Origin of the sequence: Enterococcus sp. AZ194 (genome assembly GCF_051713825.1) — a bacterium.
In the GTDB taxonomy this organism is placed as follows: domain Bacteria; phylum Bacillota; class Bacilli; order Lactobacillales; family Enterococcaceae; genus Enterococcus_K.
Genome location: NZ_JBIOQR010000001.1, coordinates 38,494 through 47,500 on the forward strand (window position 1 = coordinate 38,494; position 9,007 = coordinate 47,500).

Consider the following 9,007-nt stretch of genomic DNA (forward strand, 5'->3'; position numbering starts at 1 on the left):
AAAGAGTGAAGATACTATGGCACTAACCGCCGGAATCGTGGGTTTACCGAACGTCGGAAAATCGACCTTATTTAATGCAATTACAAAAGCAGGAGCAGAGGCTGCTAACTATCCCTTTGCAACTATTGACCCGAATGTTGGGATGGTAGAGGTTCCTGATTATCGTTTACAAAGATTAACTGAATTAGTGAAGCCTAAAAAAACAGTCCCAACCACTTTTGAATTTACTGATATCGCTGGAATTGTTCGTGGTGCCAGTAAAGGGGAAGGGCTAGGAAATCAATTTTTAAGTCATATCCGCCAAGTAGACGCAATCTGTCACGTGGTTCGTTGTTTTGATGATGACAACATTACCCACGTCGAAGGGCGCGTTGACCCATTAGAAGATATTGATACAATTAATTTGGAGTTGGTCTTAGCTGATTTGGAATCTGTTAACAAACGTTATACACGTGTGGCGAAGATTGCCAAAACCAAAGATAAAGAAGCTGTGGCAGAGTTAGCAGTGTTAGATAAAATTAAACCAGTCTTAGAGGAAGGAATTTCAGCTCGCTCTATCGAATTTACAGATGAAGAACAAAAAATTGTTCGAAGTCTCTTCTTGTTGACAACAAAACCTGTGTTGTACGTAGCAAATGTATCAGAAGAGGAAGTCTCTGATGCAGACAACAACCACTATGTTCAAACAGTTCGTAATTTTGCTTCAAGCGAAAATGCTGAAGTCATCGTCATTTGTGCGAGAGCAGAAGAAGAAATCGCTGAGTTGGATGAGGAAGATAAAGCAGAGTTTCTTGAAGCGTTGGGGATTGAAGAATCAGGTTTGGATCAATTAATTCGTGCAGCCTATGATTTATTAGGCTTGGCTACTTACTTTACAGCGGGTGAACAAGAAGTTCGCGCGTGGACATTCATCAAAGGGATGAAAGCACCTCAAGCTGCTGGAATTATCCATACGGACTTTGAACGAGGCTTTATTCGAGCTGAAACGGTTTCTTTTGAAGACTTAAGTAAGTATGGAAATATGCAAGCTGCCAAGGAAGCAGGGCGTGTTCGTTTAGAAGGAAAAGATTACGTTGTGCAAGATGGCGATGTTATGTTGTTCCGATTTAACGTATAAAAGCTATCAAGTTTCCTATGAACTATGGTAAAATAGCTTTTGTGAATTCCGTTGTTTAGGAACAATGGCGAAGGAGGACAATCGAAATGGAACCAGAAAAACTACGAGAAATCGTTAGTGAAAATCGCAGTCTAGAAACGAAACTAACCAAACGTAACCAACAATATATCTTTGATTTGAAAAAGGCCCTAGTAGCGGCTAACTTAAGCGAAGAAGAAAAAACTTTGGCTTTACATGATATTCTACCTGTATTAGTGGAAGAACAAAAAGGTGGAAAGACAGCTAGACAATTGTTTGGGACGGTCTCTGAACGAACAGAAGCGATTATTAGTAAACCTCAAAAACCAAAATCAACCAGCCCTTGGACGATGTGGTTAGATAATACCTTATTAATCTTCGGAATCTTCAGTATTATGATTTCGGCTATGGCGTTCATTTCACGTGGTACGCAAATGGCTTATGGATTAACAACCTTGGTATTAAGCTCGGCTATCGGTGGTTGGGTCTTCTACTTAATGTACAAATACATCTATCGTTTTGAACAACCAGGCGCAGACAAAAGTCAGAAGCCAGGGATGTTAAAATCAATGGGAATTATTGTCGGAACCACGTTACTATGGGTTCTTTCATTAGCTGCGACAATGATGTTACCACCTGTTGTTAACCCAATCTTTGAACCAGTTGTGGTGATTTTCATAGGAGCGATTGCGTTAGCTGTTCGTTACTACTTAAAGAAAAAATATGGGATTGTGGGCAGTTTAGCTGTTCCACGAAACAGATAATACCTCAAAAAAGTCAGTATCCTTGTGTTGGATGCTGGCTTTTTTTTACGCGTAAAATTCAGGCTCTACATTAAATGATGTGAATGACGGGCATATCATTCACAGAAGGTCTCCTAAAAGCATAGAGAACCGTTAGTAAGTACTAAGGCTTTTATTTTTTAGGTAGAAAAAAATAATAATCACCTCATTAATGTTGACTTGAAAGGTAGAATCTGTTATTTTCATATATAAAATTAAATAAGAGGAGTGGTACTAAAAATGTCCAACTGGGAAACAAAGTTCGCGAAAAAAGGGTTAACTTTTGATGATGTCTTATTGATACCAGCAGAAAGTCACGTGTTACCAAACGAAGTGGATATGAGTGTAAAGCTAGCTAAAAATATTACGTTAAACATTCCAATTATGAGTGCAAGTATGGATACTGTCACTGACAGTAAAATGGCGATTGCGATGGCTCGACAAGGTGGTTTGGGTGTCGTTCATAAAAATATGAGTATCGTTCAACAAGCGGATGAAGTCAGAAAAGTCAAACGTTCAGAAAGTGGCGTTATCATTGATCCTTTCTTTTTAACTCCTCAAAATCTTGTGGCAGATGCAGAGCAATTAATGAGCAAATACAGAATTAGTGGTGTACCAATTGTTGAAACAATGGAAAACCGTAAGCTAGTTGGAATTATTACAAACCGTGATATGCGCTTTGTGACAGATTATCAAATGTTTATTTCAGAAGTGATGACCAAGGATAATCTAGTTACCGCCCCAGTAGGTACCTCTTTAAAGGATGCAGAAAAAATTCTTCAACAACATAAAATTGAAAAATTACCTATCGTTGATTCAGATGGTCGTTTAAGCGGTCTGATTACAATTAAAGATATTGAAAAAGTCATTGAGTTTCCCAATGCTGCCAAAGATGAGCATGGACGTTTACTTGTAGCAGCGGCAGTCGGTGTGACGAGTGATACATTTGACCGCGCACAAGCATTACTTGATGCAGGTGCTGACGCAATTGTAATTGATACCGCACATGGACATAGCGCAGGGGTCATTCGTAAAATTGCAGAGATCCGAGCAACTTTCCCAGAAGCAACCTTAATTGCTGGAAATGTAGCTACGGCCGAAGCAACAAAAGCCCTTTATGATGCAGGGGTTGATGTGGTGAAGGTTGGGATTGGTCCTGGTTCAATTTGTACTACGCGTGTTGTTGCCGGTGTTGGTGTTCCTCAATTAACTGCGATTTATGACGCTGCCTCAATTGCTCGTCAATATGGTAAAGCGATTATTGCGGATGGAGGAATCAAGTACTCTGGAGATATTGTAAAAGCTTTAGCGGCAGGTGGTCATGTGGTGATGCTAGGAAGTATGTTAGCTGGAACGGATGAATCACCAGGCGAATTTGAGATTTATCAAGGCCGTCGTTTTAAAACTTATCGTGGTATGGGCTCATTAGGCGCGATGGAAAAAGGTTCAAGTGATCGTTACTTCCAAGGTGGCGTAAATGAAGCCAACAAGCTAGTTCCTGAAGGGATTGAGGGACGTGTTGCCTATAAAGGAAGCGTCTCAGATATTATTTTCCAGATGATTGGTGGCTTAAAATCAGGTATGGGTTACGTTGGTGCTGGCAATCTACAACAATTGCGCGATGAAGCGCAGTTTGTTCAAATGAGTGGTAGTGGATTAAAAGAATCTCATCCCCATGATGTGCAAATTACGAAAGAAGCACCAAACTATTCAGTCGAATCATAAAAAAATAACGGCCGCCACAGTTAAAAAATTGTGGTAGCCGTTTTGTTATTTAGAAGTTGTTGTTTCGTGGTCAGCAGTTAGTACGCTAGGCCTCATTTGACCGACGTGCCTCTAGTCTTTACCAATAATCTTTAGGCCGCCCATGTAAGGAACAAGAACTTCAGGAACGGTTACTGTACCATCTTCATTTTGATAATTTTCTAGGACTGCTGCAACTGTTCGGCCCACTGCTAAACCAGAACCATTTAAGGTATGTGCATAGTTTGTTTTTCCATTTTCATCACGGTAACGAATCATGGCGCGACGTGCTTGAAAATCTTCACAGTTTGAACAAGAGCTGATTTCACGATACATGTCTTGGGCTGGAATCCAAACCTCTAAGTCATAAGTTTTCGCAGCTGAAAAGCCCATATCGCCAGTTGACAACGCTAAGACACGATAAGGAAGATTTAGTTTTTGTAACAGCATTTCCGCATCATGGGTCATTTTTTCTAGCTCATCATAAGAATGTTGGGCGTCACTGAATTTCACCATTTCCACTTTGTTAAACTGATGTAGGCGGATTAAGCCACGAGTATCACGACCAGCACTTCCTGCTTCAGAACGAAATGCAGGGCTTAACGCCGTAAATTTAATTGGCAAATCTTGGCCCTCTAAAATTTCATTATTGTAGTAGTTTGTCAAAGGGACTTCTGCTGTCGGAATTAAAGTCAAATCTGTCTCCGCTAATTGGAAAACATCCTCTTTAAATTTAGGAAATTGCCCTGTTCCAAACATTGAGTTGCTGTTCACCGCGTAGGGTGTAATCATTTCAGTATAACCATTTTCATAGATATGTTGGTCCAACATAAAGTTATAGAGCGCACGTTCAAGACGAGCACCTAAACCTTTGTAATAAACAAAACGGCTACCAGAAACTTTTGCGCCACGTTCAAAATCGAGAATGTCTAAGTTTTCGGCGATTTCCCAATGGGGTTTTGGTTCAAATGCGAAACTTCTAGGCTGACTCCAACGACGAACCTCTACATTATCCTCTTCATCCTGACCAACAGGAACAGATGAATGAGGTAAGTTAGGAAGGGTTGTTGAGATCAAACGAAGCTGTTCATCAATCTCACCAATTTCCACATCTAGTGCTTTGATTTCTCCACCAACTGTTTTCATCTCCGCAATTTTGTCTGTTGCATCTTGTTTTTCACGTTTTAGCTCGGCAATTTTGGTTGAAACATCATTCCGATATTTTTTCAACTCTTCACTTTTGACTAGTAGAGCCCGTCGACTTTCATCCAAACGAAGAAATTCAACCAAAACCTCTTCTTTGACCCCTCTAGTTTGCAATTTTTCTTTTACTTCATCAAAGTTTTGACGAATCATTTTTACATCTAACATTCCTTTTCCTCCTTAAAGTAAGTGCTGGTTTGAGTTGTAACAAAAACCAAATAAAAAAAACTAGTCCATTCCAAAAAAGAATCTCTTTCTTGGGACGAAATAGTTTGAATTCGCGGTACCACCCAAGTTCAGTTAAAAAACTGCCCTTGTAAACAAGATAACGGTTGTTTGCCGATATAACTTAGACCTACTGTTTTCGTTATATTTCATTATCGAAAAGTGGATTCCAAACTATCTATTATTGACTTTCACCAATCGTCAACTCTCTACAAATAGAATCGTAAGTACTAGCTTTTCTGAATCATATTAACCATAGTATAGTGAATGACAAATTAATTGTCAATTTCTTATGGTAAAAATTGGAACATCCTTCTAAATGAATTCTGCTAAGACCTAGAGATGACTCACCTAAGCCCTAGCTTCTTACACAAAATTTACTTTCGTAGCCCTAGCTTTTTCTTTGTTTCAGAAAGAGTTTTTTCGGTATCTAGTTCGTCAGGATTGTTTCTAGTAATCGGTAAGTGTAGGATGAAGGCCGTCCAGTTTGGATCTGACTTAGCATAAATATAGCCACCATGTAAGGCGACAATACTTTGTGCAATAGCCAAACCCAAACCAGTCCCACCTGTTTCTTGTGAACGAGACTCTTCCACGCGGTAGAAACGATCGAATAACGAGTCGAGTGCGCGTTTTGGAATCATGGCCCCATCATTTTTGACGGTGATGACGGCTTCTGTCCCGACCTTCTCTACTTCTATTACGATATACTTAGCACCTTTTCCGTATTTCAGAGCATTTGATAGAAGGTTATTAAAGACGCGAACCAGTTTTTCTGTATCTCCATCCATAATAAAATGTTCCGGTGAAGAGACGACATGAATCTCGATTTGTTTTTTTGAAGCTTCTAATTCAAAGTCAGCAGCTAACTGTTCCACCAACTGCGTCATATCAAAAGAGGTGATGTTGATTGGTACAGAAGGTTGGCGAACTTTTGTATATTCGAATAAATCTTCTACTAATATTTTCATCTGTTTGGCTTTAACATAAGCAGTATGCGTATACTTTAAGAGATCCTCTTGTGAATGAAACTGTCGATCTTCAATTAACCCAAGATACCCAATAATAGAAGTTAACGGTGTTCGAATATCGTGGCTGACATTTGTAATTAGCTCGTCTTTTGATTTTTCAATACGACGTTCGTCTTCAATGGCAGCAACGGTACTATCAACCAAACCATTGATACTAGAGACGACTCGACTCAAATCGCCACTCAATTCAAATGGGATTCGGTGGTTATAATTTCCATCTGCAATATAATGAAGTTCACTAATAATATGACGTAGCTGCATTTGTCTATACCGACGAATCAGTCGCCAGTAAAGAACTGCCAAGTCGATTAGTAAGAAGGCTGGAACAAAAAAGTTTCGGAAACTTAAGAAGAAATCGGTATTCAATTGATCAGCAAAGACATTCTTTGTTCCCCAAATTGCATTCTCTAATGAAGGAGAGTTTCGAACGACAGAATCTAAAACAACCAAAATCGCTACATTTAATAGAAGTAATAAAACAATCGTAATAATTCCTTCTGCTAAAAGCTCGCTAATTTCCTTAGAAGTAAGAGTAATTCGCTTCTTTTTTTCCTGTGCAACCTTTCTTTTACCTTGCATCAATTTTATAACCAACTCCCCAAACGGTTTGAATCACTTTTTCGCCATCGGTTGCTTCTTCAATTTTATCGCGCAAATGACTTACGTGAACCATTACCGTTTTCGCAGAAACGATACTCTCCTGTTTCCACACGCGTTCAAAAATTTCGTCTGCACTAAAGACACGATTTGGATGACTAGCTAGTAAGTATAAAATACCAAACTCAAGGGCTGTTAATTGGATTTCTTTTCCATCAATCGTTTTGACTTCATGAGAATCTTTATTAATGATTAATGAATGAACTTCCAAAATGTCTGGTTGATCAGGAGTTACTTGCATTTTTGTTCGACGAAGTAATGATTTTACGCGCGCCATAACTTCAAGTGGATTAAACGGTTTAGTCACATAGTCATCTGCCCCAGCAACTAAGCCTTTAATTTTATCCATGTCTGTTGTTTTAGCTGTCAGCATAATAATTGGGATTTGCGATTCTTTTCTTAATTCCTTTACGACTTGCATGCCATCCATGATTGGCATCATGATATCAAGAATTAACAGTTCGATATCAGGAACTGTGCGAATTTTAGATAAGGCATCTTTCCCATCATAGGCTTTTACGGCTTCATAACCTTCGTTGTGTATATAGATACTTAATAGTTCAACAATCTCTTTATCATCATCTGCTACTAAAATTTTCATAAATAAACCTCCAATATATTATGTTATCAGCTCTATTCTATCAAAAAAAGACAGTTTTGGATAAGTGCAGTGATTAATTAATGAAAATTTAGAAGTAAATCAACAAAATATTTGGAAGTCGCGAGGTGTAACGAACGTTATTAATGGAAAAGGAGTATATGAGTGGGTAAAAACCGAAAATTACGAACGAATAAAACACGTTAATAAATAAATAATCGTATTCATGGAAATGTTGATAAATCAACGTTTTTTTAGTTGACGAAACCTGAAATAGTTGATATATTATTAGATGTTCGCGTGAATGATTTCTCATTCATAAACGCGAATTAATTTTTGGAAAAACTTTTTCAAAATTGTTCTTGACGTTGAGGAATCAACATGATAGAATAACAAAGTCGCTCGAGAGAGATGGCAGAATAACAGTTGATAAATCAATAAATTTTATTGAAAAAAGTTGTTGACAAATAACAACTGAACTGGTATTCTAATTAAGTTGCTGAAACAAGCGATTAACTGATTTGAAAAAAGAAGTTAAAAACTTTTATAAAAAAGAGGTTGACATTTAACTGCTCAACTGATATGATATAAAAGTTGCTGACACAGCAATTGTAGACCTTTGAAAACTGAACAAAGTAAGACAAACCAAATGTGTAGTGTGTACTTGATTAATCAAGTCACAAACATTTAACAAGCAAGCAATAGGCTAGCAAACAAATTGAGCTTAACAATCTTATGATTGTTCTAACTTTTATTATGAGAGTTTGATCCTGGCTCAGGACGAACGCTGGCGGCGTGCCTAATACATGCAAGTCGAACGCTTTTTCTTTCACCGGAGCTTGCTCCACCGAAAGAAAAAGAGTGGCGGACGGGTGAGTAACACGTGGGTAACCTGCCCATCAGAAGGGGATAACACTTGGAAACAGGTGCTAATACCGTATAACAATTGGAACCGCATGGTTCTAATTTGAAAGACGCTTTCGGGTGTCACTGATGGATGGACCCGCGGTGCATTAGCTAGTTGGTGAGGTAACGGCTCACCAAGGCCACGATGCATAGCCGACCTGAGAGGGTGATCGGCCACACTGGGACTGAGACACGGCCCAGACTCCTACGGGAGGCAGCAGTAGGGAATCTTCGGCAATGGACGAAAGTCTGACCGAGCAACGCCGCGTGAGTGAAGAAGGTTTTCGGATCGTAAAACTCTGTTGTTAGAGAAGAACAAGGATGAGAGTAACTGTTCATCCCTTGACGGTATCTAACCAGAAAGCCACGGCTAACTACGTGCCAGCAGCCGCGGTAATACGTAGGTGGCAAGCGTTGTCCGGATTTATTGGGCGTAAAGCGAGCGCAGGCGGTTTCTTAAGTCTGATGTGAAAGCCCCCGGCTCAACCGGGGAGGGTCATTGGAAACTGGGAGACTTGAGTGCAGAAGAGGAGAGTGGAATTCCATGTGTAGCGGTGAAATGCGTAGATATATGGAGGAACACCAGTGGCGAAGGCGACTCTCTGGTCTGTAACTGACGCTGAGGCTCGAAAGCGTGGGGAGCAAACAGGATTAGATACCCTGGTAGTCCACGCCGTAAACGATGAGTGCTAAGTGTTGGAGGGTTTCCGCCCTTCAGTGCTGCAGC

Annotated in this window: 6 protein-coding genes, 1 rRNA gene and 1 other annotated feature (1 of these 8 cut by a window edge); of the genes, 4 read left to right on the forward strand and 3 right to left on the reverse strand. The window is 39.6% G+C overall.

Annotated features, from left to right (window positions below):
• Window positions 1-16: 16 nt before the first annotated feature.
• From ychF to guaB, 3 genes are all read left to right on the forward strand, one after another.
• Entirely contained in the window at window positions 17-1,117 is a 1,101-nt protein-coding gene (ychF, locus tag IGI37_RS00190) for a redox-regulated ATPase YchF (RefSeq protein ID WP_438759401.1), read from the forward strand.
• 86 nt (window positions 1,118-1,203) lie between these two features.
• On the forward strand, window positions 1,204-1,899 hold the full coding sequence (locus IGI37_RS00195) for a DUF1129 domain-containing protein (protein ID WP_438759402.1): 696 nt from the start codon (window positions 1,204-1,206) through the stop codon (window positions 1,897-1,899).
• A 258-nt stretch (window positions 1,900-2,157) separates the two neighbouring features.
• Window positions 2,158-3,642 carry an IMP dehydrogenase gene (gene guaB / locus IGI37_RS00200; protein ID WP_438759403.1) on the forward strand — a complete coding sequence of 495 codons (1,485 nt, stop codon included), beginning with the start codon at window positions 2,158-2,160 and terminating at the stop codon, window positions 3,640-3,642.
• A gap of 111 nt (window positions 3,643-3,753) precedes the next feature.
• Here guaB and serS read toward each other — a convergent pair whose 3' ends face one another.
• The 3 genes from serS to IGI37_RS00215 form a co-directional block, all read right to left on the reverse strand.
• The gene (gene serS, locus IGI37_RS00205) at window positions 3,754-5,031 is read right to left on the reverse strand and encodes a serine--tRNA ligase (RefSeq protein ID WP_438759404.1); all 1,278 of its coding nucleotides are present in this window, start codon (window positions 5,029-5,031) and stop codon (window positions 3,754-3,756) included.
• A gap of 87 nt (window positions 5,032-5,118) precedes the next feature.
• Window positions 5,119-5,341: a binding site (T-box leader), on the reverse strand.
• A 124-nt stretch (window positions 5,342-5,465) separates the two neighbouring features.
• Window positions 5,466-6,698, reverse strand: coding sequence for a sensor histidine kinase (locus tag IGI37_RS00210; RefSeq protein ID WP_438763553.1), 1,233 nt, complete (start codon window positions 6,696-6,698; stop codon window positions 5,466-5,468).
• Window positions 6,688-7,377 (reverse strand): response regulator, encoded by a 690-nt coding sequence (locus tag IGI37_RS00215; RefSeq protein ID WP_438759405.1) that lies wholly within the window; start codon window positions 7,375-7,377, stop codon window positions 6,688-6,690. Before IGI37_RS00215 ends, IGI37_RS00210 begins: the two co-directional genes overlap by 11 nt.
• Before the next feature lie 749 nt (window positions 7,378-8,126).
• Between IGI37_RS00215 and IGI37_RS00220 the strand changes: the two genes are divergently transcribed.
• Window positions 8,127-9,007, forward strand: a 16S ribosomal RNA gene (locus IGI37_RS00220); it runs 679 nt beyond the window's last position.

What these genes read in the sequence shown, in the direction of transcription:
- ychF (WP_438759401.1), top strand. Translation starts at nt 17, where the DNA reads ATGGCACTAACCGCCGGAATCGTGGGTTTACCGAACGTCGGAAAATCG.
- IGI37_RS00195 (WP_438759402.1), top strand. Translation starts at nt 1,204, where the DNA reads ATGGAACCAGAAAAACTACGAGAAATCGTTAGTGAAAATCGCAGTCTA.
- guaB (WP_438759403.1), top strand. Translation starts at nt 2,158, where the DNA reads ATGTCCAACTGGGAAACAAAGTTCGCGAAAAAAGGGTTAACTTTTGAT.
- serS (WP_438759404.1), bottom strand. Translation starts at nt 5,031, where the DNA reads ATGTTAGATGTAAAAATGATTCGTCAAAACTTTGATGAAGTAAAAGAA.
- IGI37_RS00210 (WP_438763553.1), bottom strand. Translation starts at nt 6,698, where the DNA reads ATGCAAGGTAAAAGAAAGGTTGCACAGGAAAAAAAGAAGCGAATTACT.
- IGI37_RS00215 (WP_438759405.1), bottom strand. Translation starts at nt 7,377, where the DNA reads ATGAAAATTTTAGTAGCAGATGATGATAAAGAGATTGTTGAACTATTA.